The sequence below is a fragment of the Shinella sp. GW821-FHT11G07 genome (genome assembly GCF_058808115.1).
Window position 1 is genome coordinate 92947 of the sequence record NZ_JBXARJ010000018.1, and the last position, 22863, is coordinate 115809.

The following is a 22863-nucleotide window of genomic DNA, read 5'->3' on the forward strand; positions in this document are numbered from 1 at the left end:
CCGCGCCCCGCCTGCCCCTTATGGCTTTTCCATTGCGTCGAGCGTGGCCGCCAGGCGCTTGTCCTCGTTGAAATATCGCGCGCGATCCCAGAAATGCGGCTTGCCGATGCCCGTGCCCGAATGTTTGCCGAGAATGCGGCCGTTCGCGTCCTCACCGTCCATTTCGAAGCGCATCAGGTCCTGGGTGACGATGACGTCGCCTTCCATGCCGACCACTTCGGTGATGTGGGTGATGCGGCGCGACCCGTCGCGTAGGCGCGAGGCCTGGATGATGACGTCGATGGAGCCGGCAATGATTTCGCGCACGGTCTTGGCCGGCAGCGTATAGCCGCCCATGGCGATCATCGATTCCATACGGGAAAGGCATTCGCGCGGCGTGTTGGCGTGGATCGTGCCCATCGAGCCGTCGTGGCCGGTGTTCATCGCCTGGAGCAGGTCGAACACTTCCGGCCCACGCACTTCCCCGACGATGATGCGTTCGGGGCGCATACGCAGGCAGTTCTTGATGAGATCGCGCATGGTGATCTCGCCTTCGCCTTCGATATTCGGCGGGCGGGTTTCGAGACGCACGACATGCGGCTGCTGCAGCTGCAGTTCGGCCGAATCTTCGCAGGTGATGACGCGCTCGTCGCGGTCGATATAGTTGGTCAGGCAGTTGAGCAGCGTCGTCTTGCCCGAGCCGGTACCGCCGGAAATGACGAGGTTGCAGCGCACCCGGCCGATGATCTGGAGCAGCGTCGCGCCTTCCGGCGTGATCGAGCCGAACCGGACCAACTGATCGAGTGTCAGCTTGTCCTTCTTAAACTTACGGATGGTGAGCGCGGTGCCGTCGATGGCGAGCGGCGGGGCGATGACGTTGACGCGGGAGCCGTCCGGCAGGCGCGCGTCGCAGATCGGGCTCGATTCGTCGACGCGACGGCCGACCTGGCTGACGATGCGCTGGCAGATCGAGAGCAGCTGCGCATTGTCGCGGAAGCGGATTTCCGATTCCTGCACCTTGCCGGCCACTTCGATATAGGTCTTGCCCGCACCATTCACCATGATGTCGGCAATGTCGTCGCGCGCCAGCAACGGCTCCAGCGGTCCGTAGCCGAGAACGTCGTTGCAGATGTCGTCGAGCAGTTCTTCCTGCTCGGAAATCGACATCGCGAAGTTCTTGATCGTGATGATGTCGTTGACGATGTCGCGGATTTCTTCGCGCGCACTCTCTGTATCGAGCTTGGCGAGCTGCGACAGGTCGATCGTGTCGATGAGCGCGGAGAAGACCTGGCTCTTCGTATCGTAATAGTCTTCCGTGCGGGGCGTGCGCCGCCGGGCCTGGGCCGCCGGTGCCGCTGATGGCGGCGGGGCCGGCTCGAAAACGGGTTGTGCGGCCGGCGCCGTGGCGACCGGCCGTTCTGCCGTCAAGGTCGAGGCGGCCGCATGCACGGCCGGGATCGTCTGACCCAAGCCGCTCTTGCCGGAACCTTCATTGCCGCGTTTGCCGAACATGCCACTTCATCCAGTCTGTTGCGTCGCTTACTTGCGTCCGAGCAGCCCGAGCATCTTGCCGAGGCCGGCCTTCTTGGGTTTCTTGATTGTCGCACGGCCCGTCACGATATGGGCGAGCTGCGCGAAGGTTTCCGCCGTCGGCGATTTTCGGTCCATCTCTGCGATCATGCGGCCGCTGTTGGCGGCGGTGCCGAAGAGCTGCGCGTCGAAGGGAATGATCGCAACCGGCTCGATGCCGAGCGGCTCGCAGAAGTCGCTGGGCGAGATTTCCGGCCGCTTCGGCAGGCCGACCTGGTTGAGCACCAGATGCGGCGGCTTGTCGTTCGGTCGAAGCTTCTTCAGCGCGTCGAGCATGTTTTTTGCGTTGCGCAGGTTGGCGAGATCAGGCGTGGCCGTGATGACCAGCTCGTCCACCTCGGACAGCAGCGTGCGCGTCCATTCCGACCAGGCATGCGGCACGTCGAGCACCGATACCGGCGCGCTGCGCTGCAGCACTTCCATGATCGGCTGGAACGAGCCGCGCTCGAGATCGTAGGCCCGGTCGAGCATCGAGGGGGCCGCAAGCAGCGAGAGATGGTCGGAGCACTTCGTCAGCAGGCGGTCGAGAAACACCTCATCGAGCCGCTCCGGCGCGTAGATCGCCTCGGAAATGCCCTGCGGCGGGTCCTGATCGAAATCGATATTGGCGGTGCCATAGGGCAGGTCGAGGTCGGCGAGGATGACTTCGGTCTGGAACAGGTTGGAAATGTCGAAGGCGCAATTGTGCGCGATCGTCGAGGAGCCGCAGCCGCCCTTGGCGCCGATGAAGGCGACGGTGCGGCCAAGCGGCTCGGCATCCGGATCGATGAAGATTGCGGCCATGGCGTTCAGCACCTCGGCCATGCCGACGGGACCGACCATGTATTCGGAAATGCCGTTGCGGATGAGATCGCGGTAGAGCGGGATGTCGTTGTAGCGGCCGATGATGACGACCTTGGTGCTCGGATCGCAGACCTCGGCGAGCGGGGCCAACTCCTCCATGATGCCATGCGGCTCCGTCGAGGTTTCGAGGATCAGCAGGTTCGGCGTCGGCGCGGAGGCGAACGTGTTGGCGGCCGCCGTGATGCTCGCGCTCGAGATCCGAAGGCTTGCCTTGGACATGCGGCGATCCTGGCTGCAGCGTTCCATGGTACGCAGCATCGCCTCGCTTTCGCAGAAGGCGTGCACGGAGATGCGCGGCAGCGGGCGCACGGCCTCGAGCTCGGTCGGTCGGACGGCCTCGTCCGGGTGCTCTTCGGCGGGCCGCTCAATGGTGTAGTTGATCGTGCTCATCGTCATGTCCGTTGCTGGTGCCCGGCGGACCGGATGGATAGCTGCTTTCCAATGTCGCTCATCGCAGTAGTGGCTGCCCGTTCTCGCGGTAGTCCTGAATCACGACTGTGCGTTGCTCCGCATCGATCGGCGTCATGCCGCGCGGCTGAACGAGGTCCATCGGGTTTGCGACCTGCGCGGCCAGGTTGGCCTGCGTGGCGCAGCCGAAATTGTGGTAGTTCCGGTTTTCCATCGTGTTCGCGACGAGGTCTTCCGGCCAGGCGCCACAGGGACCAGCCTTCGCCGTGATCGCGAAGAAGACGAGGCGTACCGGCGCGGCATCGCCGTAGCCGCTCGCATCATAGCTCGTCTCGATCAGCCGGTCGCGCTTTATGCCGGCGGCCGTCAGGGTCGCGCGGATGTCCTTGCGCAGGTAGTTTGCGGTCGCGGCATTGGACGAGCCACGCGGCAGCATGATCTGCACCGCGCCGGTCGACTTGGCGGCGCGATCACCGGCGAAACCGCGGATATTGTCGCGCATCGCAAAGGTCAGCTGCCGGTCGCCGGTGGCGATGGGAAGGTCCATCGTCTGGGCGGTTTCCGTCAGCACGATCGGATGGCGCGTGCGATAATCGTCCGGAATCGAGCCGGTCGTATTCTTGTCCGGGTTGGTGCCGCAGCCCGAAAGCGCAACGGTGGAAAGGGCAAGCATCGCGGCGAGTGCTGCGCGTGCTGGCAGGGTCTTGTGCATGAAGCGCATCCTTGCGGGGAGGGGCGTGTGGCTGTTCGTGTCGCGCATCTCTCTCCCCGTCATTTGTAGATGAAGCCAATGGAGCCGTGGTAATTGCCCGAGGGCATCGCCTCTTCCTTGCGGCCGTAGATCTTGTTCACCTTGCCGAGGAAGAAGCTCGCGGCATCGTTGGTCGCATTGAAATTGTCGTCCGGGCGTGAAATCGCGCTACGTGCGACCGGGCGCACCAGATAGGGCGTCGCGATGATGACCATTTCGGTTTCGTTGCGCACGAAATCCTTCGAGCGGAAGAGCGTACCGAAGATCGGGATCTTCGACAGGCCCGGCAGGCCGGACATTGCCTGGCGGATGTCATCCTTGACGAGGCCCGCGATCACGATGGAGCCACCCGAAGGCAATTCAACGCTGGTCGTCGCCTCACGGCGGCGGATGCCGAGTATCGTCAGGGCGGGCACGGCAGCGTCGCTATACGGGTTGGGCTTAAGCCTACTCAAGAGAGAAGGCACAGGAACTTGCCCCAAAGACGTTCCTGAACCTTCAAACGTCGGCTCGGAAACCTCGGTCTCGATACGCAGGCTGATTCGGCCGGGCGACAGGACGACCGGCCGGAAATTCAGACGGATACCGTACTCAACTTGAGAATATGTACGGCTTAGAGTTTTTTCTCCAGTATCTTCATCCCTATCGATCCCGCCTTCGGTCGGTAGGCGGAAATCACCGCCGACATAAAAACGTGCTTCTTCGCCGGAGATAGCCGTCAGACTCGGTTCGGCCAGCGTGCGCATGACGCCTGCCTGCTCCATCGCGCTCACATAGCTCGCAATACCAAGCCCGCCGATGGTCCCGCCAAACGTCCCATTCGAGAGCCAGTCGGCGGCACCGCCGAGATTGGTCGGATTTCGGAACGAAATGCCGCCGTTCGAGCCTTGGAGCGCGCCGTTGAAACCAAGCTGCTTCAGCACTTGGCGGCTGACCTCGGCGACCGTGACCTTCAGCGTCACCTGGTCCTCGCCATCGATCTTCAGCATGTTGACGACCTGCGAGCGCTGGCGCACTTCGCCGAAGATCGCGGCGTCGCCGTTGTTGCCCTGCGCGGTGATGTTGCGGGTCGTCGCCTCGCCGCCCCGCAGGAAGATTTCCGCCAGCCGCACGGCCTGGGCGGAATCCTGCGGTGTGCGCACGGTGCCATTCAGCACGATGTTGTCCGAGATGATTTCGACCTGGATATCGGAATCTGCAATGAAGCGCCGCAGATTGGCCTGGAGGCCGTCGATGTCGCGTTCGACGGTGAGGTCGATGCTGATGATCTCCTCGCCGTTCGGCCCGAAGACGAAGATGTTGGTCTGGCCCACTTCCTTGCCGAACAGGTAGATGCGCCGCGACGTCCGCGTCACGGCATCCGCCTTGCCCGGATCGGCGACGAGAATGTCATGCGCGTCGGTCGGCAGGTCGACGACGATCGCCTTGTTGAGGCCAAGCTTGACGGCCTTGCGCGCACCCGGGCCGCTGTCGTCGATGCGGATGATCGAGGCGGTCGCCGCTTCGGCGGGCGCGATGGCGGTGCCGCCGACAAGGGTTACGGGCATGCCCGAAAACGCCAGGCAGAAGCTCAATCCGCCGGCGACAGAGGCCCGAAAAGTTCTGGTTGTTCCAAACACGGTCAGCTCCTGGTCACTTCTGGGCTGCGGATGTGCCGCCGTTAACGATTTCACCGGTCTTGATCACCTGGACCAGGGGCATGCCGTCGCTGCCGCTCAACAGATAGTCGGCAGCACCAGTATCGGCTTCCTGTGCATCCGCGACGCTGCGCAGCGCCAGCGAGAGCCGCTCGGCCATCTGTTGCGCAACGGTGATCACCTTGGTCTGGTCCGGCGTCAGTTCGAGCGTGGCGGTGGTGCCGATGGCCGATTTGGACCCATCCGGATTTTCCTGGATCTGCTGGTCGATCGCGAGCACACGAACATTGGTGAGCACGGTTTCCGTGAGATAGGAGTTGGTCTCGTTCTTGCGCACCATGATCACGTCGACACGGTCGTTCGGCAGAATGAAGCCGCCGGCGCCCGTCGCCACGGAGATTTCCGTCGCGACCGCGCGTTTGCCGGATGGCAGAAGCGACGACATGATGCGGTTGCTCGAATCGGCGATCTTTTCCTGGCGGATCGGTTCGCCGTTGAAGATCGGCATGCGGGCGATCGCGCCATCAAGGCTTTCCAAGGCGTCTGGCCGGTTCTGGTCCGTGATGAAGCCTTCGACGACCGAGCCCTCCGGCCAGGCGGTCCAGGCCATGACTTCGGGATTGAGCCGCGCGCCGACAGGCAGGCTTTCCTTGGCGACCAGCACATTGATGGAGGGCTCGCGCTCCACCACGGGCTCCGACTGGATGATCGTGGGGCCACCGCTGGCGAGCTGCAGGGCAAGCAAGCCCGCAACACCAGCCGAGACGACGGCCACTGCCAGAATAATGATTCGCGCCGGTTTCATGTGTGTTCCCTGGACTGCGGACTCTTCTATCCGCCCACATTGACCGGCAATGGTGTAATTATGGTTAATAACCGGCTTACAGCTATGGTTAACGCCAGGTTTCACTATGCACGCAAAACGCAGGAAGGCACCGGACACGATCTTGCGCCGGTGGGCGTTTTATGCCGCGATTCAGCGCTGGTGAGGTGACTCAGCCCAGTTTGCCGAGTGCGGCCATCATGAGGGGAGAAGAGGCGTAGGTGGCGAAGGCGGCTGCACCGATCGCGATGCCATAGGGCACCTTCCCGCCTTCCAGCAGGTGGTTCGGCACGGGCAGGCGCGACGCGAGGATCGCGTGTGCGTTGGAACGCAGAGCGAGAATGCCGAGCGTCAGTACGCCACCGAAGAAGGAGACGCAGACGAGAAAATCGAACAGCGACATCGACAGTCCGAACCAGACGGCACTGGCAGTCAGAAGCTTGGCATCCCCCCCGCCCATGATGTTGAAGGCGAAGAGCGCAAAGCAGGCGGCGAAGACAAGAAGACCGGCGGCCAGATGCAGAGTGATATCGGTCAAGCCGAGGCCGGCAAGCGGGGCAACGATGACAAAGGCGGCGAGAAGGATCGCCGGCACACGGTTCGGGATCGTCATCGTGAAAAGATCGGTGAAGGCGGCGAGCGCCAGGCACAACGGGAAGACCACGAAAATCAGAGCCTGCGTCATGCCGATTGCCTTCGATGGTTGTTCTGGCGGTGCCCCGAACGATGAAGCCGCCTTCCGGTGGATGGCGGCTTCATTTTCAGGAAATGATGTTCCTGGACTTACGTCGGATTCTGCGAACCCGAGAGCTTGGTGTTCAGGAAGTTGAACTGCGCGTTCAGGCCCTTGCCGAGGGCGGTTGCACCGGTGATCAGGGCAACGGAAATCAGGGCAGCGATCAGGCCGTATTCGATGGCGGTTGCGCCAGATTCGTCCTTCATAAGGCGAGCGAAAATCTTGGTCATGGTATTCTCCTAGCTCCACGATGTTGGTTCAGCACGTCCGCCAACTGTTTCCGTTGTTCGGATGACTGCAACCTACAGGCAGTCGATTTCCATCGGCTTAAGGAAATGGGTTAATGCAGCCCTAACGCCAACCTACCGGATATATGGTCAACAACAGGTAAAGCACCTTACGCGCGCGCGTTTCGCGCGTACTTTTCGGTGTTCTAGCCCGTTTCTGGGTGGACAGGCCTGCCTGGGGTGTTTCGGCCGCTGTGGATAAATCTGCAATGTGAGTGAGTGACTTAAAGCTTCGTTCACCATTCACGGCGATGCTGTTGGGGATTGATCGTCGGGATGAATGTTTATGGGACGCGACTGGACCTTCGTTAAGGGTGCGCTGAGGTTTGCCACTGCCGCATTCGTGGTGGGTGCGACGGCTGCCGGCGCCATGGCCGAAGAACCGCTGATGCGCGTCTACATGGATCATGCCCGTGTGCTGCGGCTCGATCGGCCCGTCAGCAAGGTGATCATCGGCAATGCCGAGGTCGCCGATGCGACCGTGGCCGATGCACGCACCATCGTCCTGACGGGCCGCAGTTTCGGAACGACCAATCTGGTTCTTCTCGACGCCGACGGAAACGCGATCATCGACGAGCGTATTCTCGTGTCGATCGACGAAGGCAACACGGTGCGTGTCTTCCGGCAGACCGATAGATCCGTGCTGTCCTGTACGCCAAACTGCGAGGAACACTCGACCCGCGCCGCGACGGGCGGCTGAGGACCTGTTTCGCTTCGGGCGTTCGAATATGGGAAACCGTTCAATTCTTCGGCCTCGCACACACGAAAAATAAACAGTCTGCCGTTTACTCTCGCCGTGTCCAGTATTTGGGAACGGATCGCGATGTCGCTCGATCAAGACACAACAGTTCGCCGACGGCCGATGAAGGGTCTGATCGGTCGCTTCTTCGCTCGCCGCGACGGCGCGACGGCGATTGAATTCACCATCCTCACGCTGCCTTTCTTCCTTATTGTCTTCGCCTCGGTCGAAACGTTCGTCGCCTTTTCCGCCGAGCAGCTTCTTGCCAGCGCGACCGATACAATGGCGCGCAAGATCCGCACCGGCGAGATCACCTACAATCTTGGAAGAAAAGACACGGACAAGACCAAGGAAGAGTTCCGCGCGGCCTTCTGCCAGGAAATCGCCATCATGCTGAAGTGCTCGGCGGATGAGCTGAAGGCGCCCAACAAGCTCTGGCTGGATGTGCGCACTTTCAAGACTTTCGCGGAAATTCCGAAATCGGTTCCGCTGACGGGCAAGGATCTCGATACGACCGCGTTCCAATTTGCCCCGGGCGGCAAGAAGTCGATCAATATCGTGCGTGCCTACTATCGCTGGGATACCGTCACCGACATCATCCGCCCCTATCTCTCCACCATCAGGTCTGCTGACGGTAGCAAGCAGAACTACCTGATGGTCTCGACAGCCGTTATCCAGAACGAGGACTATCCGTGATGCGTACGGTCTTTTCACCTGTGCTCGTCGGCAAGAGGGTGACCTTGCAAGGACGGAGCCTGCTGCGCCGCTTCGGCCGGGACCGGCAGGGAGCGGGCGCCATCGAATTCGCAATCGTCGCGCCGCTTCTGATCATGGCCTATGTCAGTGCATTCGAGATTTCCGTCGGCATCAACATGTCGAGCAAGGTCAGCCGTGCGGCCAGCACCGTCTCCGACCTGTTGACGCAGGAGTCTGCAACAACGGCGGACACGTTAGATACGATGAAAGAGGTCACAAAACGCGTCATTGCACCCTTCAAGCAGACTGACGGATACACGCTGAAGATCACCGGCGTCGCCGTCGACGCGGATGGCAAGGCGACCGTCGCGTGGTCGCGCGATCAGGCCAAGGGGGAGCCCTATACCAAGGGAACGGCCGTCGTCTTGCCGAGCAACATTCAGGGTGCCAAGAGCCTGTTCTTCGTGCGCACGGAGCTGTCCGTGCCCTATACCATATTGCTCATGGCGCCCAATCTCTCGTCCAGGCTCAGCTCCTTCCCACTTGCCAAGACGAGCTACTTCGGCCTGCGCAAAGGCAAGACGATCGCTTGCTCGGGTTGCTGAGTCAGGCACGCACGTCTGCCGATTTCGCTTGAACCTCTCGCCGCGCCTGTGTCATGTCACGCAGTCCATCCGCCGTTTCGGCGACATGCGATAGGTGATCCATGGCGCGAGCCTTCCTCTTCGTTCTCGACTCCTTCGGTATCGGCGGCGGGCCGGATGCGGACACGTTCGGCGACCTCGGCGCAGACACCCTCGGCCACATTGCGGAATTCTGCGCAGCCGGTGCGGCCGACAGACCGGGTCTCCGGCAAGGGCCGCTGAAACTTCCCAACATGTCGGCGCTTGGCCTTCTGCACGCTGCCCGCGCAGCCACCGGCCGCTTCCCAGACGGCATGGACGTGCCGCAGCGCGTCTTCGGCTACCATGGGGCGGCGAGCGAAGTCTCGAACGGCAAGGATACGCCATCAGGCCATTGGGAGATCGCCGGCACGCCCGTGGTCTTCGACTGGGGCTACTTCCCGGCGGACGGCGATGCCTTCGAGCCGGAGCTGGTCGACGCGATCTGCTCGGCTGGCAATGTGCCGGGCATCCTCGGCAATTGCCATGCGTCCGGCACGGATATCATCGCCCGGCATGGCCTGGAGCATCGGCGCACCGGCAAGCCGATCTGCTATACCTCCTCCGATTCGGTCTTCCAGATCGCTGCGCATGAAGGCTCCTTCGGCCTCGACCGGCTTCTCGCCCTCTGCCAGATCGTGCGAAAGATCCTCGACGAGCGGCCGGGCGGGCGTATCGGCCGGGTCATCGCGCGGCCCTTCGTCGGCGAGACGCCGGAGACCTTCGAGCGCACCGGCAACCGGCGGGACTATTCCGTGCTGCCCCCGGAGCCGACGCTGCTCGACCGGCTGACGGAAGCCGGCCGCACGGTGCACGCCGTCGGCAAGATCGGCGACATCTTTGCCCATCAGGGCATCGGCACGCTTACCAAGGCGAACGGCAACATGGCGCTGTTCGACGCGACGCTCAGCGTCATGGACGAAGCCAAGGATGGCGATCTCGTTTTCACCAATTTTGTCGATTTCGACATGCTCTACGGCCATCGGCGTGATGTGCCCGGCTATGCCGCCGCGCTCGAAGCCTTCGACCGGCGCCTGCCGGAAGTGGACCGCAAGCTGAAGCCCGGCGATGTCGTCATCCTCACCGCCGACCACGGCTGCGACCCGACCTGGCGCGGCACGGACCACACACGCGAACGCGTGCCGATCCTGAGTTTCGGCCCCGGTATCCGTTCGCGGCTTATCGAAACCCGTAAGACCTTCGCCGATATCGGTGAAAGCATCGCCCGCCATCTCGGCATCCCGCCAGGCCCGCACGGAAGGAGCTTTTTGTGACGAAAATCATGCCCAAGGCGGAGCTGCACTGCCATATCGAGGGCGCGACATCGCCAGCACTGGCTCTGGCGCAGGCCGCGCGCTACGGCATCGACACCTCCGCCTTCATCCGCGACGGCGCCTATGCCTGGCAGGATTTCACCAGTTTCGTGCAAAGTTACGATGCGACGGCCAATCTCTTCCGGACGGAAGAAGATTACGCGCTGCTCGCCGAAACCTATCTCACCGAGATCGCCGAAGCCGGCGCCATCTACAGCGAGCTGATCGTCTCGCCCGATCAGGGTGACGCCGTCGGCATCGGCGCCGATGCCTATGTCCGCGGCCTTGCCGAAGGCGCCGAACGCGCCAAGACGAAGACCGGCATCGAGACACGCCTTCTCATCGTCGGCATCCGCCATTTCGGCCCGGAACGCGTGGTCAAGGCGGCGGAATATGCCGCGCGCCGGCCGCATCCACTGATCACCGGCTTCAATCTTGCCGGCGAGGAACGTATGCACCGCGTCGCCGATTTCACCCGTGCCTTCGACATTGCCCGCGACGCCGGCCTCGGTATCACCATCCACGCCGGCGAACTTTCCGGCGCTTTCAGCGTGCGCGACGCGCTGGATCATGTCCGTCCCTCGCGCATCAGCCATGGTGTGCGCGCGATCGAGGATGCGGACCTGGTGAAACGACTGGCGGATGAAGGCGTGGTGCTCGAAGTCTGCCCCGGCTCGAATGTCGCGCTGAGCGTCTTTCCGAATTTCGAAAGCCATCCGCTGCGCGCCCTCCACCAGGCCGGCGTGCGCGTCACGCTCAATTCCGACGATCCGCCGTTCTTCCACACCTCGCTCGCCCGCGAATACGAGGTCGCCTCAACCGTCATGGGCTTCAGCGACGCGGACATTCTCGGCATGACGCGCACCGCCATCGAAGCGGCTTTCGTCGACGAACCGACGCGGCAGAAGCTGCTTTCGGCGCTATAACGGGCAAGCCGGCTGGGGATGTTGCCTGAGGCCGGCTCTCTTCTCTTGCGGGCCTCTGCCGTTCCGTGGAAAAAGGAACGTTCACTTTATTTCGGAAGGTTGGCCATGGACGGCGTCACAGTCATCGATCACCCGCTCGTGCAGCACAAGCTGACCATCATGCGCAAGAAGGAAACGTCGACCGGCAGTTTCCGCCGCCTGCTGCGCGAGATCTCCACGCTGCTCTGTTACGAGGTCACGCGCGACCTGGAACTGACCACCGCGCGCATCCAGACGCCGCTCGAAGAGATCGACGCGCCGGTGCTGGAAGGCAAGAAGCTCGTCTTCGCCTCCATCCTGCGCGCCGGCAACGGCCTGCTCGAAGGCATGCTGGAACTGGTGCCGTCGGCCCGCGTCTCGCATATCGGCGTCTATCGCGATCACGAGACGCTCGAAGCGGTCGAATATTTCTTCAAGGCGCCGGACAGCATCGACGAACGCCTGGTCATCGTCGTCGACCCGATGCTGGCCACCGGCAATTCGGCGATTGCCGCCATCGACACGCTGAAGAGCCGTGGCGCGACGAACATCCGCTTCCTCTGCCTGCTCGCCGCCCCGGAAGGCATCAAGAGTTTTCGCGCGCACCATCCGGACGTGCCGGTCTACACCGCCTCCATCGACCGCCAGCTCAACGAGAAGGGCTATATCGTGCCCGGTCTCGGCGATGCCGGCGACCGGATGTACGGCACCAAGTAACACCTCTCCTCCGTCATGGTCGGGCTTGACCCGACCATCCATTCACGCCCACCTCGCGGAGGGTGGGTGACGGTGGTGGCCGGTTAACTGCTTGTTCACCAAGCCAAACGAAGATCGTGGAGAGGGGCGCCGTCGAGCGCCCCTTTTGCCGTCCGTTAGCCGGATGCGTGTTATTTCGGGACAGATCTTTTCGGAGACCCGTTCATGTCCGTCCGCAGCCTTGCTTTTCTTGCCGGTGCCGTCCTCGTCACCGCCGCCTTCGTACCCGACGTTGCGAAGCGCTATCTCGAATCGGCCGGCGACCAACCCGCCGCGAAGGTCGAGACGGTTTCCGTACCGGTGGGGCAGGGCGGTGCGCGCTATACCGGCAATCGCAGCGCGGTGATCGATGCGGATCCGAGCGGCCATTTCACCGGCGTCTTCACCCTCAACGGCCGCAAGGAACAAGGGCTCGTCGATACGGGTGCCAGCATGGTCGCCATCAACGTCTCGACCGCGCAGCGCATCGGCATCGATCGCGCCGACCTCGATTTCCGGTATGCCGTGGACACCGCCAACGGCAAGGCGCGCGCCGCCTATATCCGTCTCGACAGGATCGAGATCGGCCCGGTGCGGCTGGAAAACATCGGCGCCATGGTGCTGGATGACAAGGCGCTTTCCAGCACGCTGATCGGCATGAGCTTTTTGAAGAGCCTGTCGTCCTACAAGGTCGAAGACGGCAAGCTGCATCTCACCCGCTGATGCGTGTCAGGATATCGGGTGCCGGAGGCGGGGTCTCCGGCGCAATCCGGTAGATTTCGGCAAGTCGCGCTGAAGCACGGGCCGCATCCGCCGCGTTTGCCGCATGCACCCGGCCGATCTCGTCGCCCTTCTCCACCTTCGTGCCGAGAGGCAACAAGCGGTCGAAACCGACGCGGTGGTCGATCGCATCGTCGGGTCTGCTGCGTCCGCCGCCAAGCTCTATGACGGCGAGGCCGACGCCACGAGTGTCGCAGGACACCAGATAGCCGGCTTTGGAAGCCGTCACGGCAAGAATGATCGGCGCCGGTTGCAAATAGGCCCCGGCCTTCTCCATGAGGTCGGCAGGGCCGCCCAGCGTGTGCACCATGCGGCCAAAGGTTTCCGCCGCAGCACCGCTGGCAAGCGCCCATGCCGCCTTTGCTTCGGCCGCCGTCGCGTCTTTTTCCAACCCGGACAGAACCAGCATCTCCGCCGCGAAGGCAAGCACGATGCGCTCCAGCCGCATGCCGGTCTTCTCGCCCTTCAGGAAGGCAATGCAATTGGCGATCTCGACCGCGTTACCGGCGGCGTCCGCCAGCGGCTGGTTCATGTCGGTGATGAGGGCGGAGGTTTTAACGCCGGCACCATTCGCCACCTCGACCAGCGAGCGGGCGAGTGTCTCGGCTTCGGAGATTTCCGTCATAAAGGCCCCGTTGCCGACCTTCACGTCGAGCACCAGCGATTGCAGCCCGGCGGCGAGTTTCTTCGAGAGAATGGAGGCGGTGATCAGCGGCACCGAATCGACCGTCGCCGTCACGTCGCGGATCGCGTAGATGCGCTTGTCGGCGGGCGCAAGGGCGGTCGTCTGGCCGATGATGGCGCAGCCGATATCCTTCACCGTGCGACGGAAGAGATCGGCGGACGGCATGATCGTATAGCCGGGGATCGATTCCAGCTTGTCGAGCGTGCCGCCGGTATGGCCAAGCCCGCGGCCGGAGATCATCGGCACGGCAAGCCCGCAGGCCGCTGCTATCGGCGCCAGCATCAGCGAGACGTTGTCACCGACGCCGCCGGTGGAATGTTTGTCGGCGATCGGCCGGTCGATATGCGACCAGTCGAGCACGTCGCCCGAATCGCGCATGGCAAGCGTCAGCGCCACCGTCTCGTCGCGTGCCATGCCCTTGAACCAGACGGCCATGGCGAAGGCCGCCACCTGCCCCTCGGAGACGCTGCCATCCGTCACACCGGCGACGAAGCGCGCGATTTCCTCACGGCTGAGAGGCTCGCCACTGCGCTTGCGGCGGATCGTCTCCTGCGGGAGCATTCAGTAGCTCGCTGGTGCCGACGGCGCGGCCTGGCCGCCGAGCACGGCGAGAATGTCGCCGAGCAGGCCGGAGGCACCGAAGCGGAAGGTCTTGGGCGTCGCCCAGCCTTCGCCGAGGATGGAGGCCGCAAGTGCCAGATACTCGCCCGCATCCGTCACGGTGCGCACGCCACCCGCCGGCTTGAAGCCGACCGGCTTGCCGCTGGTCTTGATGGCATTCAGCATGATCTCGGCGGCCTGCAAGGTCGCGTTGACGGAAACTTTGCCGGTCGAGGTCTTGATGAAGTCGGCGCCGGCGGCAATCGCGAGGTCGGACGCCTCGCGGATCAGCGCGGGGTCCTTGAGTTCGCCGGTTTCCAGAATGGTCTTGAGGATGACGGGCGGCGTGCAGGCCGCCTTTACGGCTTTCACCATTTCCGTGACGGCCCCTTCGTCGCCGGCAATGAAGTCGCGATAGGGGATGACGAGGTCGATCTCGTCTGCGCCATCGGCGATCGCCTGTTTCGTCTCCGCCAGCACATCGGAAACCACCAGACCGCCGGAAGGGAAGTTGACGACGGTCGCGATCTTCACGGCATGGCCCTTGCCGAGAATGCCGCGCGCCTGCGCGACGAAGCGCGGCCAGATGCAGATGGCAGCCGTCGTGCCAAAGGGTGTCTGCGCCTGCGCGCAAAGCTTTTCGATCGCGGCGGCATCGCAATTGTCCGTAAGATCCGTCAGGTCGAGCAGCGAGAGTGCCCTTTTCGCGGTGTCATGCATGGTCGTTGCCTCCGCCCGCGATCATTTCGGCGAGAATGGCGGCAAGCCGCTTTCCGCCGATCGGGGCCATGTCCTTGGTTTCGTGATGGCTGAGTTCGCCGCCCGTCATGCCGGCGCCGAAATTGGTGATGACCGAGGCGGCCGCGACCTTGAGGCCGAGATGGCGGGCGATCAGCACTTCCGGCACGGTCGACATGCCGACGGCATCCGCGCCCAAGACGCGCGCCATGCGGATTTCCGCCGGGGTCTCGAAGTTCGGGCCGGAGAACCACATGTAGACGCCGGATGACAGCGGGATATCGAGCTTTTTCGCCGCTGCATCCATGCGGGCGGCGAGGTCCGCGTCATAGGCATTGGTCATTCCGACGAAACGATCGTCGCTGTCGAGGCCGATCAGCGGATTGGCGCCGGAAAAATTGATGTGGTCGGAAATCCGCATTACCGAGCCTGGCGGCATGTCCTCGCGCACGGAGCCTGCCGAATTGGTGAGGATCAGCGAGGTGACGCCGAGCCCCTTCAACACCTCGATCGGCGTGCGCATGGCATTGGCATCGCCGCTTTCATAATAGTGCACGCGTCCGGAAAGCATGATGACCGGTTCAGTACCGAGATAGCCGATGACCAGCTCGCCGGCATGGCCGGACACGGAGCTGACCGGAAAACTCGGCAGGTCGGCATAGGGGATGCGGAGCGCGTTCTGCACGGCATCGACCAGCGAGCCGAGGCCGGAACCGAGCACGATGCCGTAGCGTGGCAACACGCCGCCGAGGCGGGCGCGCAGCAGTTCTGTCGTTGCCGCGCTCATCCGAGCACATCCGTCGCAAAGCTGTGCGGCAGCAGTTCTTCCATGGTCATGGTCTTCTTCACGCCGGACTCGTCGCACAGATAGATCGGCGTGTTCGCGGTGGCGAACTCGGCGATCTTCTGCCGGCAGCCGCCACAGGGCGGGCAGAGCGGCAGCTTTTCGGCAATTACTGCCATCTCGACGATCTTCTTGTTGCCGGCCATGATCATATGGCTGATCGCCGTCGGCTCGGCGCACCAGCCCTGCGGAAACGACAGGTTCTCGATATTGGCGCCGGCATAGATTTTTCCGTCCTCGGCGCGGATCGCCGCGCCGACGGGGAACTTGGAATAGGGCGCATGCGCGAAGGCCATCGCCGCGCGCGCCGCCTCGAAGAGGTCGTGGGACATATTATCGCTCCTTGACGTAGGGCATGCCGCCGGCCTTCGGCGGAATGGCCTTGCCGATGAAGCCTGCAAGCAGGATCACGGTCAGGATATAGGGCAGTGCCTGCATGAACTGTACCGGCACCTTGCCGATCAGCGGGAAGGCGTAGCCCTGGTAGCGGATGGCGAAGGCATCGAGGAAGCCGAAGAGCAGGCAGGCGAAGAGGATGTTCTTCGGCCGCCACTTGGCGAAGATCAGGGCGGCGAGTGCGATATAGCCCTTGCCGGCCGTCATGCCCTTGGTGAAGCCGGCATTCGCTGCAAGCGAGAGATAGGCGCCGGCAATGCCGCAGAGAATGCCGCAGCAGATGACCGCGCGGTAGCGCAGCCAGATGACCGAGATGCCGGCGGTGTCTACGGCACCCGGATTTTCGCCGACGGCGCGAAGGCGAAGCCCGAAGCGCGTGCGGTAGAGGATCCACCAGCTCGCCGGCACCATCAGGAAGGCGAGATAGGTCAGCGGCGAATGGCCGGACAGCAGGCCGGAATAGAGCGGACCGAGGATCGGCACCTCACGCAGCGCATCGGCAAAGGGCAGCTTGATCGTGCCGAAGCGGCCGCTTTCCATCAGTGCAGGCGTGCGCCCACCCTGGCGGAACCAGGCTTCGCCGAGGATGACGGTGGAGCCGGCCACGACGAAGTTGATGGCAACGCCCGAGACGATCTGGCTGCCACGCTGGGTGATCGATGCATAGCCGTGCACCAGTGAGAGCAGCACCGAGACGAGGATGGCGGCCCCGAGGCCCATCGCCACGGACTGCGTGATGTAGGCGACGGTGCCGGCGGCAAAGGCCGCCCCCAGCATCTTGCCCTCGAGCCCGATGTCGAAGACGCCGGCGCGTTCGGTGAAGAGGCCGGCAAGGGCGGCAAGGATCAGCGGCGTCGAGACGCGGACGGTGGACTGCGCGAGTTCGATGAAGACCTGAAAGAAATCCATGGCTCAGGCTCCCTTCGTTGCGGCGGCTTGGCGGCCCTTGGGCGACAGCCCGAAGATGATCCGCGTGATGGCCGGGCGGAACATATGTTCGAGCGCGCCGGCAAAGAGGATGACGAGACCCTGGATGATGACGATCATGTCGCGCGAGATGGAGGGCATCTCGAAGGAGATTTCCGCCCCGCCCTGGTAGAGCATGCCGAAGAGCAGCGCGGCGGGGATGATGCCCGCCGGATGCGAGCGGCCTATCAGCGCGACGGCGATGCCGACGAAGCCCGCGCCCTGCACGAAATCGAGCTGCATGCGGAACTGTTCGCCCATGATCGGGTTCAGCGCCATCATGCCGGCAAGCCCGCCGGAGATCATCATGGTGATGACGATGATCTTCGCTTCCTTGATGCCGGCGTAGCGTGCGGCGGCCGGGCTGTGGCCCATCGTGCGCATCTCGTAGCCGAGCCGGGTGCGCCAGATCAGCACCCACACGCCGAAGGCCGCGAGAAGCGCCAGCAGAAAGGAGATGTTGAAGGGGGCGTTGCCGACGGACAGGCCGAAGATTGACATCAGCCAGTCGAGTTTCGGCAGTTGCCCGCCGGTCTCGAAGGTGCGGGTTTCGAGTGACATGGAGCCGAGCGGCTTGAACACCCGGTTGAGCAGGTAGTTCATCAGGCTGGCGGCGATGAAGTTGAACATGATCGTCGTGATGACGATATGGCTGCCGCGCTTGGCCTGCAGCCAGCCGGGGATCATTGCCCACAGCGCACCGAAGAACGCGGCGCCGATGACGGCGATCGGGAAGAGCAGGTACCAGGGCAGCACGCGGTCGAAGGAAAGACAGGCAAGCGCCACCCCGATGCCGCCGATATAGGCCTGGCCTTCGCCACCGATATTGAACAGGCCGCAATGGAAGGCGACGGCGACGGCAAGACCGGTGAAGATGAAGGTCGTCGTATAATACAGCGTGAAGCCGATATATTCGCCGCGCCCGAAGGCGCCGTTGATCATGTGATAGGCGGCCTCCAGCGGGCTTTCGCCGACGATGAGCACCACGAGACCGGAAATCAGGAAGGCGGCGGCGAGGTTGACCAGCGGGATCAAGCCATATTCGGCCCAGCCCGGCAGTTTCGCGTGAGGAACACTCATTCCGCAGCCTCCTTCCGGCCTTCAACACCGGCCATCAAGAGGCCCAGTTCTCCTTCGGTGGCGTCCGGCATGCGCTCGCCGACGACGCGGCCGGCAAACATCACGAGAATCCGATCCGACAGCGCGCGGATCTCGTCGAGTTCCACGGACACGAGCAGCACCGCCTTACCCTGATCGCGCATCTCGATGATGCGCTTGTGAATGAACTCGATGGCGCCGACATCCACGCCGCGCGTCGGCTGGCCGATGATCAGCACATCCGGCCCGCGTTCCATCTCGCGCGCCAAAACGATCTTCTGCTGGTTGCCGCCGGAGAAATTGGCGGTCTTCAGCCTTGGGTTCGGCGGGCGGATATCGTAGGCGGCGATCTTCTCCTCTGCATCGGCGCGGATCGCGTCGATGTCGAGCAGCAGGCCTTTGCGGTATTTCGGGTCGTCGTGATAGCCGAGGATGGCGTTCTCGCTTTCCTCGAATTTCAGCACCAGCCCGACATGGTGGCGATCTTCCGGCACATGGGCGAGGCCGCGCTTGCGCAGCTCAGCCGGGTCGACATGGCCGGTGACGTCGATGGCGCTGCCATTGAGCGACACGGTGCCGGATTTGGCGCGACGGATGCCGGAAATCGCCTCCAGCAGTTCCGACTGGCCGTTGCCGGCCACACCCGCAATGCCTACGATCTCGCCGGCCCGGATGTCGAAGGACACATCGTCCACCATCGTCACGCCGCGGCTGTCGCGCACCGTGAGATTCTTGACCGAGAGCTTGACGTCGGCAGGTTTCGCCTCGCCCTTTTCGACGCGCAGCAGCACGCGGCGGCCGACCATCAGTTCGGCGAGCTCTTCGACCGAGGTCTCCTTCGTCGTGCGCGTCGCCACCATTTCGCCGCGGCGCATGACGGAGACCTCGTCGGTGATCGCCATGATCTCGCGCAGCTTGTGGGTGATGAGCAGCACCGTCTTGCCCTCGGCCTTCAGCTGCTCGAGGATGCGGAACAGGTGGTCGGCTTCGGCCGGCGTCAGCACGCCCGTCGGCTCGTCGAGAATGAGGATGTCGGCCCGGCGATAGAGCGCCTTGAGGATTTCCACGCGCTGCTGGAGACCGACCGGCAGTTCCTCGATGATCGCGTCCGGATTGACCTCCAGCGCATATTCCTTTTCGAGCCGCTTCAGCTCGGCACGCGCCTTGGTGATGCCGGCGTTCAGAATCTGGCTCTCTTCCGCGCCTAGCATGATGTTTTCCAGCACGGTGAAGTTTTCGACCAGCATGAAGTGCTGGTGCACCATGCCGATGCCGGCGGCAATGGCCGCATTGGGATCGCGGATCTTGATCGTCTTGCCGTCGATGACGATGTCGCCGTGATCGGCCTGGTAGAAGCCGTAGAGGATCGACATGAGGGTGGATTTGCCGGCGCCGTTTTCGCCGATGATACCGTGAATGGTGCCCTTGCGGACCTTCAGGTTGATGTTCCGGTTGGCGTGGACGAGGCCGAAGCTCTTGTCGATGCCCTTCAGTTCGATTGCCAGTTCGCTCATGACGATCCACTCTTACGGGGATTTAGGGCCGACAGGCCGTTCTCCTCGGCCGGTCGGTGGTAGTCTTGTTGCTTCCGCCGCACTTGTCCAGCCCGATTGCGGGCGCCGTTCCCGGCGGCTATAGCTCCAACCGCCCGGCCTATGACCGACAAGGACAGCCAATGACCACGCCAGACGTTCCTGCCGATATCCAGGCCGCGCGCATCGCAAGCCTCGAAGAACACGCCGCCCACCAGGCGAAGATGATCGATGAACTCTCCGAGCAGCTCGCCGATCAATGGCGTGTGGTCGAACAGCTCCGGACGAAGCTGGATCGGCTGACGGAACGGTTCCTCGTGCTGGAAGAGGGCTCTCTCGATGCCCCCGCGATCACCCGCCCGCCGCACTACTGAAGCAATTCCAGCAAAGTGTGCAGCGGTCTTGCGTGCCGAAAATTGCGCAAGGCAAAAGATCGGCCGGGGCTGGGACAAGACGGAATCGGCCCGTCTGCTTTCGCAAACGGGCCGTTTATGCCGCTTAGTAGGGGCAGGTCTCGTCCGACATGTAGTCGTGCACCTTGACCGCGCCGCTGTTGATGTCGGCGCGCGCCTTGTCGATCGCGGCCTTCATTTCTGCGGTGATGAGCGGTGCGTTGTTGTCGTCCATCGCAACGTCGACGCCGCTTTCCTTGAGGCCGAGCACGTTGACGCCCGGCTTGAACGTGTCGTTCTTGGCGGTGATGAAGGCGTCATAGACGGCAACGTCGACGCGCTTGACCATCGAGGTCAGGATCTTGCCGGGCTGCAGGCCGTTCTGGTTGGAATCGACGCCGATGCCGAGCTTGCCGGCATCAGCCGCAGCCTGGAGAACGCCGACGCCCGTGCCACCGGCCGCGTGGTAGACCACGTCAGACCCCTGGTCGAACTGGGATTTTGCGATTTCGCCACCCTTGACCGGGTCGTTCCAGGCATCCGGCGTCGTGCCGGTATAGGCTTCGAGAACCTTGATATCCGGGCCGAGCGACTTCGCGCCGCCGATATAGCCACAGGCGAACTTGTGGATCAGCGGGATGTCCATGCCGCCGACGAACGAGACGGTCTTCGTCTTGGAGGCCATGCCGGCCAGGATGCCGGCGAGCCAGCCGCCTTCTTCTTCCTTGAAGACGACCGAGCGCACGTTCGGCTTGTCGACGACCATGTCGATGATGGCGAACTTGGTGTCCGGATATTCCACGGCGACCTTCTCAAGCGCTGCGGACCAGGAGAAACCGGCCATCACGATCGGGTTGTTGCCGTCGCCGGCAAAGCGGCGGAGCGCCTGCTCGCGCTGCGCATCATTGGCGATTTCGAAGTCGCGGTATTCGATGCCGGTCTCGGCCTTGAACTTTTCCGCGCCATTGTAGGCTGCTTCGTTGAACGACTTGTCGAACTTGCCGCCTAGGTCATAAATGATCGCCGGCTTGATGTCCGCGGCGAATGCAGTGGCCGACATTGCAGCCGTGGCAAGAAGGGTGAGAAGGGTTTTTTTCATTGTGCAGCCCTGTTCGCTATTGATCTTATAGGGACCTTCCGCCTGGGCGCTGCAGGAGCGCGTAACGGAGCCACCGACCCTTTCCCCTGGGTCAGGCTGGCGGCATCCTTGCACGCCTCCGGGAAAAATTCACCAGAAATTTTTCAGTTGGTAAAAAATAGAAGCCGTTGCGAAGGAGGGTGGAGAACCTCATTCGCAACGGCTCGAAAGACGCGAATTTTGCCGTGCCGTCAGCCGATCGCGCAGGCAACGCCGGTGCCGCGCAGGTTGCAGTAGCCGCCCGGATTCTTGGCGAGATACTGCTGGTGCACCTCCTCGGCGAAGTACAACGGACCTGCCTTGGCGATTTCCGTCGTGATGCGGTCGGTGCGCCCGGCCGCCGTCAGCGCCGCCTGGTAGACGTCACGGGCGTGCTGCGCCACGGCAAGGTCCGCCTCGTCGTCGAGATAGATCGCCGAGCGGTAGGTCGTGCCGATATCGTTGCCCTGGCGCATGCCCTGCGTCGGGTCGTGCGCCTCGAAGAAGGCCTTCAGCAAGGTCTCGAGCGTGACCACCGTGGGATCATAGACGACGAGCACGACCTCGGTATGGCCGGTCAGCCCCGTCGTGGTCTCGTGATAGGTCGGGTTGGGCGTGATGCCGCCGGAATAACCGGCCGCCGTCACCCACACGCCGGGGATCTTCCAGAGCAGCCGCTCAGCGCCCCAGAAGCAGCCCATGCCGAGCAGCACGGTCTTGAAGCCCTCGGGATAGGGACCCTGCAAGGCGCGGCCATTGACGAAATGGGTGGCGGATGTGGGAATGGGCTGGTCGCGGCCGGGCAGGGCTGCGTCGGGCGCGGGCATGGTGGTCTTCTTGTTGAACATGTCGATCAAGAACATCGTGGCCTCCTGGCCGGGCCGCAAGCATAGGCGGCGGTTTGGGTTCAGGCAGTGAAGCGGCCTGCAACGGGTCGACGCTTGTAGGCTATCACCCAGAAGAACAGCGAGACGCCGAGCAGCACGGCAAAGGCCGGCTGGGACAGCACCCACATCGCCGCAGGATCCCAGGCATAGGGATGGAGGTTGCGCATGATGCCGTCGGCGACGAGCGCGATCGTCTCGGGGCTCGCCGTGCTCCAGGCAACCGCCAGCGGCGTCAGCACCGGCTCGGAGGCCGAGACGGACTGGATCGCGTCGATCGTTCCCGCCATCACGGCGATGACCAGCGCAATCAGACTGATCGCCTTCAGGATGAACCGTATCATCGCACACCCTTCCGATATCATCGCCGGAGCCTCGATTTCGCTCCGCTTTCCTCCGCCTATAAATAGGAAGACGGCCAACCTTCTGCAATCCTTCACAGTGCCGGGCGAAAGAACCTTCAAAAAACTGTCAGAAAGCGGTTGATCCCGCGTGAAACCTCGGTATATATCGCGCCGTCTCGCCGGAATGGAAACAGGAAAGCGACCCGCGCCGGATTGACCACCGGCAGCGTGCGGACGGACAGGTGGCCGAGTGGTTGAAGGCGCACGCCTGGAAAGTGTGTATAGGGGAGACTCTATCGCGGGTTCGAATCCCGCTCTGTCCGCCATCCTCCTTTCCCACCCGT

Annotated in this window: 25 protein-coding genes and 1 tRNA gene; 9 read left to right on the top strand and 17 right to left on the bottom strand. The window is 63.1% G+C overall.

The genetic code is table 11. From position 1 onward, the window contains the following. Positions 1-18: 18 nt before the first annotated feature. The 7 genes from AC1RT2_RS27420 to AC1RT2_RS27450 all read right to left on the bottom strand — a co-directional run bounded on the left by AC1RT2_RS27420 (position 19) and on the right by AC1RT2_RS27450 (position 6997). On the bottom strand, positions 19-1491 hold the full coding sequence (locus tag AC1RT2_RS27420) for a TadA family conjugal transfer-associated ATPase (RefSeq protein WP_493107083.1): 1473 nt from the start codon (positions 1489-1491) through the stop codon (positions 19-21). A 27-nt stretch (positions 1492-1518) separates the two neighbouring features. Beyond that, the gene (locus AC1RT2_RS27425; protein WP_493107085.1) at positions 1519-2802 is read right to left on the bottom strand and encodes a CpaE/TadZ family protein; all 1284 of its coding nucleotides are present in this window, start codon (positions 2800-2802) and stop codon (positions 1519-1521) included. Between the two features lie 58 nt (positions 2803-2860). Next, on the bottom strand, positions 2861-3532 hold the full coding sequence (locus tag AC1RT2_RS27430; RefSeq protein WP_493107087.1) for a CpaD family pilus assembly protein: 672 nt from the start codon (positions 3530-3532) through the stop codon (positions 2861-2863). 59 nt (positions 3533-3591) lie between these two features. Then, positions 3592-5118: a type II and III secretion system protein family protein gene (locus AC1RT2_RS27435; protein ID WP_493107089.1), complete on the bottom strand. Its 1527-nt coding sequence runs from the start codon at positions 5116-5118 to the stop codon at positions 3592-3594. Between the two features lie 85 nt (positions 5119-5203). Continuing rightward, positions 5204-6013 (bottom strand): Flp pilus assembly protein CpaB, encoded by an 810-nt coding sequence (gene cpaB, locus AC1RT2_RS27440; RefSeq protein WP_493107091.1) that lies wholly within the window; start codon positions 6011-6013, stop codon positions 5204-5206. 190 nt (positions 6014-6203) lie between these two features. Next, the gene (locus tag AC1RT2_RS27445; protein ID WP_493107093.1) at positions 6204-6716 is read right to left on the bottom strand and encodes an A24 family peptidase; all 513 of its coding nucleotides are present in this window, start codon (positions 6714-6716) and stop codon (positions 6204-6206) included. A 98-nt stretch (positions 6717-6814) separates the two neighbouring features. Then, positions 6815-6997, bottom strand: a complete 183-nt coding sequence (locus AC1RT2_RS27450) for a Flp family type IVb pilin (RefSeq protein WP_493107095.1) — start codon at positions 6995-6997, stop codon at positions 6815-6817. A 427-nt stretch (positions 6998-7424) separates the two neighbouring features. On the opposite strand from AC1RT2_RS27450, the gene AC1RT2_RS27455 reads away from it, so the two are divergent. The 7 genes from AC1RT2_RS27455 (at position 7425) to AC1RT2_RS27485 (ending at position 12866) form a co-directional block, all read left to right on the top strand. After that, positions 7425-7754 carry a pilus assembly protein N-terminal domain-containing protein gene (locus AC1RT2_RS27455; RefSeq protein WP_150130056.1) on the top strand — a complete coding sequence of 110 codons (330 nt, stop codon included), beginning with the start codon at positions 7425-7427 and terminating at the stop codon, positions 7752-7754. A 123-nt stretch (positions 7755-7877) separates the two neighbouring features. Then, on the top strand, positions 7878-8489 hold the full coding sequence (locus tag AC1RT2_RS27460) for a TadE/TadG family type IV pilus assembly protein (protein WP_493107097.1): 612 nt from the start codon (positions 7878-7880) through the stop codon (positions 8487-8489). Beyond that, positions 8489-9094 (top strand): TadE/TadG family type IV pilus assembly protein, encoded by a 606-nt coding sequence (locus AC1RT2_RS27465; protein ID WP_493107099.1) that lies wholly within the window; start codon positions 8489-8491, stop codon positions 9092-9094. The genes AC1RT2_RS27460 and AC1RT2_RS27465 overlap by 1 nt, the downstream gene beginning before the upstream one ends. A 101-nt stretch (positions 9095-9195) precedes the next feature. Beyond that, positions 9196-10425, top strand: coding sequence for a phosphopentomutase (locus tag AC1RT2_RS27470; protein ID WP_493107101.1), 1230 nt, complete (start codon positions 9196-9198; stop codon positions 10423-10425). An 8-nt stretch (positions 10426-10433) separates the two neighbouring features. Continuing rightward, positions 10434-11390, top strand: coding sequence for an adenosine deaminase (locus AC1RT2_RS27475; RefSeq protein WP_493107178.1), 957 nt, complete (start codon positions 10434-10436; stop codon positions 11388-11390). 105 nt (positions 11391-11495) lie between these two features. After that, on the top strand, positions 11496-12125 hold the full coding sequence (upp, locus tag AC1RT2_RS27480) for a uracil phosphoribosyltransferase (RefSeq protein ID WP_069060394.1): 630 nt from the start codon (positions 11496-11498) through the stop codon (positions 12123-12125). Positions 12126-12329: 204 nt separating this feature from the next. Beyond that, complete coding sequence (locus tag AC1RT2_RS27485) at positions 12330-12866, top strand: TIGR02281 family clan AA aspartic protease (RefSeq protein WP_493107103.1); 537 nt, start codon at positions 12330-12332, stop codon at positions 12864-12866. On the opposite strand, the gene deoA is transcribed toward AC1RT2_RS27485, so the two are convergent. The 7 genes from deoA to AC1RT2_RS27520 are packed head-to-tail and all read right to left on the bottom strand — an operon-like array spanning position 12856 to position 19764. Continuing rightward, a complete protein-coding gene (gene deoA, locus AC1RT2_RS27490; protein ID WP_493107105.1) occupies positions 12856-14169 on the bottom strand; it encodes a thymidine phosphorylase in 1314 nt (437 codons plus the stop codon). The two genes, AC1RT2_RS27485 and deoA, sit on opposite strands and share 11 nt — an antisense overlap. Next, positions 14170-14928, bottom strand: coding sequence for a deoxyribose-phosphate aldolase (deoC, locus tag AC1RT2_RS27495; RefSeq protein WP_493107107.1), 759 nt, complete (start codon positions 14926-14928; stop codon positions 14170-14172). Beyond that, complete coding sequence (locus AC1RT2_RS27500) at positions 14921-15733, bottom strand: purine-nucleoside phosphorylase (protein WP_493107109.1); 813 nt, start codon at positions 15731-15733, stop codon at positions 14921-14923. Before AC1RT2_RS27500 ends, deoC begins: the two co-directional genes overlap by 8 nt. Continuing rightward, positions 15730-16122, bottom strand: a complete 393-nt coding sequence (locus AC1RT2_RS27505; RefSeq protein WP_493107111.1) for a cytidine deaminase — start codon at positions 16120-16122, stop codon at positions 15730-15732. The genes AC1RT2_RS27500 and AC1RT2_RS27505 overlap by 4 nt, the downstream gene beginning before the upstream one ends. Before the next feature lies 1 nt (position 16123). Next, positions 16124-17095, bottom strand: a complete 972-nt coding sequence (locus tag AC1RT2_RS27510; RefSeq protein WP_493107113.1) for an ABC transporter permease — start codon at positions 17093-17095, stop codon at positions 16124-16126. Between the two features lie 3 nt (positions 17096-17098). Further along, positions 17099-18232, bottom strand: coding sequence for an ABC transporter permease (locus tag AC1RT2_RS27515; protein ID WP_069060387.1), 1134 nt, complete (start codon positions 18230-18232; stop codon positions 17099-17101). After that, complete coding sequence (locus tag AC1RT2_RS27520; RefSeq protein WP_493107115.1) at positions 18229-19764, bottom strand: ABC transporter ATP-binding protein; 1536 nt, start codon at positions 19762-19764, stop codon at positions 18229-18231. Before AC1RT2_RS27520 ends, AC1RT2_RS27515 begins: the two co-directional genes overlap by 4 nt. A gap of 161 nt (positions 19765-19925) precedes the next feature. On the opposite strand from AC1RT2_RS27520, the gene AC1RT2_RS27525 reads away from it, so the two are divergent. Continuing rightward, positions 19926-20156, top strand: coding sequence for a SlyX family protein (locus AC1RT2_RS27525; RefSeq protein WP_069060385.1), 231 nt, complete (start codon positions 19926-19928; stop codon positions 20154-20156). A 124-nt stretch (positions 20157-20280) separates the two neighbouring features. Here AC1RT2_RS27525 and AC1RT2_RS27530 read toward each other — a convergent pair whose 3' ends face one another. From AC1RT2_RS27530 to AC1RT2_RS27540, 3 genes are all read right to left on the bottom strand, one after another. After that, a complete protein-coding gene (locus AC1RT2_RS27530; RefSeq protein WP_493107117.1) occupies positions 20281-21273 on the bottom strand; it encodes a BMP family lipoprotein in 993 nt (330 codons plus the stop codon). 230 nt (positions 21274-21503) lie between these two features. Next, on the bottom strand, positions 21504-22154 hold the full coding sequence (gene msrA, locus AC1RT2_RS27535; protein ID WP_493107119.1) for a peptide-methionine (S)-S-oxide reductase MsrA: 651 nt from the start codon (positions 22152-22154) through the stop codon (positions 21504-21506). A gap of 44 nt (positions 22155-22198) precedes the next feature. Then, positions 22199-22519, bottom strand: a complete 321-nt coding sequence (locus tag AC1RT2_RS27540; protein ID WP_286157139.1) for a hypothetical protein — start codon at positions 22517-22519, stop codon at positions 22199-22201. A 236-nt stretch (positions 22520-22755) separates the two neighbouring features. Here AC1RT2_RS27540 and AC1RT2_RS27545 point away from each other — a divergent pair. Beyond that, a tRNA-Ser gene (locus AC1RT2_RS27545) sits at positions 22756-22845 on the top strand. The last annotated feature ends 18 nt before the right edge of the window (positions 22846-22863 follow it).

Excerpts from the sequence above, each read along its gene's own strand:
- AC1RT2_RS27460 (WP_493107097.1), top strand. The coding sequence starts at position 7,878 with ATGTCGCTCGATCAAGACACAACAGTTCGCCGACGGCCGATGAAGGGT.
- deoA (WP_493107105.1), bottom strand. The coding sequence starts at position 14,169 with ATGCTCCCGCAGGAGACGATCCGCCGCAAGCGCAGTGGCGAGCCTCTC.
- AC1RT2_RS27420 (WP_493107083.1), bottom strand. The coding sequence starts at position 1,491 with ATGTTCGGCAAACGCGGCAATGAAGGTTCCGGCAAGAGCGGCTTGGGT.
- AC1RT2_RS27470 (WP_493107101.1), top strand. The coding sequence starts at position 9,196 with ATGGCGCGAGCCTTCCTCTTCGTTCTCGACTCCTTCGGTATCGGCGGC.
- AC1RT2_RS27525 (WP_069060385.1), top strand. The coding sequence starts at position 19,926 with ATGACCACGCCAGACGTTCCTGCCGATATCCAGGCCGCGCGCATCGCA.
- deoC (WP_493107107.1), bottom strand. The coding sequence starts at position 14,928 with ATGCATGACACCGCGAAAAGGGCACTCTCGCTGCTCGACCTGACGGAT.
- AC1RT2_RS27520 (WP_493107115.1), bottom strand. The coding sequence starts at position 19,764 with ATGAGCGAACTGGCAATCGAACTGAAGGGCATCGACAAGAGCTTCGGC.
- AC1RT2_RS27510 (WP_493107113.1), bottom strand. The coding sequence starts at position 17,095 with ATGGATTTCTTTCAGGTCTTCATCGAACTCGCGCAGTCCACCGTCCGC.
- AC1RT2_RS27445 (WP_493107093.1), bottom strand. The coding sequence starts at position 6,716 with ATGACGCAGGCTCTGATTTTCGTGGTCTTCCCGTTGTGCCTGGCGCTC.
- AC1RT2_RS27465 (WP_493107099.1), top strand. The coding sequence starts at position 8,489 with ATGCGTACGGTCTTTTCACCTGTGCTCGTCGGCAAGAGGGTGACCTTG.
- AC1RT2_RS27435 (WP_493107089.1), bottom strand. The coding sequence starts at position 5,118 with ATGCCCGTAACCCTTGTCGGCGGCACCGCCATCGCGCCCGCCGAAGCG.
- upp (WP_069060394.1), top strand. The coding sequence starts at position 11,496 with ATGGACGGCGTCACAGTCATCGATCACCCGCTCGTGCAGCACAAGCTG.
- AC1RT2_RS27455 (WP_150130056.1), top strand. The coding sequence starts at position 7,425 with ATGGCCGAAGAACCGCTGATGCGCGTCTACATGGATCATGCCCGTGTG.
- AC1RT2_RS27500 (WP_493107109.1), bottom strand. The coding sequence starts at position 15,733 with ATGAGCGCGGCAACGACAGAACTGCTGCGCGCCCGCCTCGGCGGCGTG.
- AC1RT2_RS27515 (WP_069060387.1), bottom strand. The coding sequence starts at position 18,232 with ATGAGTGTTCCTCACGCGAAACTGCCGGGCTGGGCCGAATATGGCTTG.
- AC1RT2_RS27530 (WP_493107117.1), bottom strand. The coding sequence starts at position 21,273 with ATGAAAAAAACCCTTCTCACCCTTCTTGCCACGGCTGCAATGTCGGCC.
- cpaB (WP_493107091.1), bottom strand. The coding sequence starts at position 6,013 with ATGAAACCGGCGCGAATCATTATTCTGGCAGTGGCCGTCGTCTCGGCT.
- AC1RT2_RS27425 (WP_493107085.1), bottom strand. The coding sequence starts at position 2,802 with ATGAGCACGATCAACTACACCATTGAGCGGCCCGCCGAAGAGCACCCG.
- AC1RT2_RS27505 (WP_493107111.1), bottom strand. The coding sequence starts at position 16,122 with ATGTCCCACGACCTCTTCGAGGCGGCGCGCGCGGCGATGGCCTTCGCG.
- AC1RT2_RS27450 (WP_493107095.1), bottom strand. The coding sequence starts at position 6,997 with ATGACCAAGATTTTCGCTCGCCTTATGAAGGACGAATCTGGCGCAACC.
- AC1RT2_RS27485 (WP_493107103.1), top strand. The coding sequence starts at position 12,330 with ATGTCCGTCCGCAGCCTTGCTTTTCTTGCCGGTGCCGTCCTCGTCACC.
- AC1RT2_RS27475 (WP_493107178.1), top strand. The coding sequence starts at position 10,434 with ATGCCCAAGGCGGAGCTGCACTGCCATATCGAGGGCGCGACATCGCCA.
- AC1RT2_RS27430 (WP_493107087.1), bottom strand. The coding sequence starts at position 3,532 with ATGCACAAGACCCTGCCAGCACGCGCAGCACTCGCCGCGATGCTTGCC.
- msrA (WP_493107119.1), bottom strand. The coding sequence starts at position 22,154 with ATGTTCTTGATCGACATGTTCAACAAGAAGACCACCATGCCCGCGCCC.
- AC1RT2_RS27540 (WP_286157139.1), bottom strand. The coding sequence starts at position 22,519 with ATGATACGGTTCATCCTGAAGGCGATCAGTCTGATTGCGCTGGTCATC.